Source organism: Buttiauxella warmboldiae (assembly GCF_003818135.1).
GTDB classification, from domain to species: domain Bacteria; phylum Pseudomonadota; class Gammaproteobacteria; order Enterobacterales; family Enterobacteriaceae; genus Buttiauxella; species Buttiauxella warmboldiae.
In genome coordinates this window covers 1-1,237 of sequence record NZ_RPOH01000129.1, presented here as the reverse complement: position 1 = coordinate 1,237, position 1,237 = coordinate 1, and the positions used below count along the sequence as shown (strand labels likewise).

Below are 1,237 nucleotides of genomic sequence, written 5' to 3'. Positions count from 1 at the left end.
AGGAATCCTCGCCCTTTAGGACGGGGAGGATGTCAAGCAACGGTGATTTCATGCTGCTGCGCTTTCAGCCAGGCAATCTCTTCCGCCCAGATATCCGGATTTGTGGTTTCCAGAATTAACGGAATACCGTCGAAACGGCTATCACGCATGATCCAGGCAAACGGCGTGTGGCCGATATTCCCTTCACCGAGGCTGTTGTGACGGTCGACGCGGCTGGCAAATGCGCTTTTTGCGTCATTAAGATGCATTCCGCGTAAATACTGGAAGCCCACAATGCGGTCAAATTCAGCGAAAGTCTTTTCGCAATCCGCTTCGGTGCGCAGATCGTAACCCGCCGCAAAGGCATGGCAGGTATCAATACAAACGCCAACGCGTGATTTATCTTCCACGCCGTCAATGATGGCGGCCAGATGCTCAAAACGGAATCCGAGGTTGCTGCCCTGACCGGCGGTGTTTTCGATGACCGCCGTCACGCCTTGAGTTTTATCCAGCGCGATGTTGATCGACTGCGCGATACGGGCAAGGCACTCTTCTTCAGGAATTTGCTTCAGATGGCTGCCCGGGTGGAAGTTCAGCAGCGTTAAGCCCAGCTGCATGCAGCGTTCCATCTCATCAATAAAAGCTTCGCGAGATTTTTCCAGCGCGTCTTCAACGGGATGGCCGAGGTTAATCAGATAGCTGTCGTGGGGCAGGATTTGGCCTGGCCCATAATGATACTGTTCACAGGCGCGTTTGAAATTGGTGATGACTTCTGCGGTCAGCGGTGCCGCGCGCCACTGGCGTTGGTTTTTGGTAAACAGGGCAAAAGCAGTGGCTTCCAGCTCGTGTGCGCGAATTGCGGCATTTTCCAGACCACCCGAGGCACTAACGTGTGCGCCAATAAACTTCATTTTTCTTTCTCCTGGCAAAACCCGCTAGCGGGAAAGCGCCCATGATAGCGGGTTAGACAGGAATTTTCCGTGCCAAATTATGCCATCAGATGATGGATACCGAGGTTAATCGCGCCGCCGCCGACAATCAGCCAGATAAACAGCACCAGAGCCATCAGCAGCGGGCGTACGCCAGCTTTTTTCAGCGCGCTAAAGTGCGTGGTCAAACCGAGCGCCGCCATCGCCATGGCTAACAGGAAAGTATCCAGCGTTATCAAGGTATTGACTGCCCATTCTGGTAACACATGCAATGAGTTAAACATCGCCACCACAATAAACAGCACCGCAAACCAGGGAATAGTGATTTT

General features: G+C 53.0%; 2 protein-coding genes. Both read right to left on the bottom strand.

The window, feature by feature from the left end:
- Window positions 1–32: 32 nt before the first annotated feature.
- Entirely contained in the window at window positions 33–890 is an 858-nt protein-coding gene (gene nfo, locus EHN07_RS20380; protein WP_124025822.1) for a deoxyribonuclease IV, read from the bottom strand.
- A 77-nt stretch (window positions 891–967) separates the two neighbouring features.
- On the bottom strand, window positions 968–1,237 hold a 270-nt coding region (locus tag EHN07_RS20375; protein ID WP_124025821.1), incomplete at its 5' end, for a putative sulfate exporter family transporter.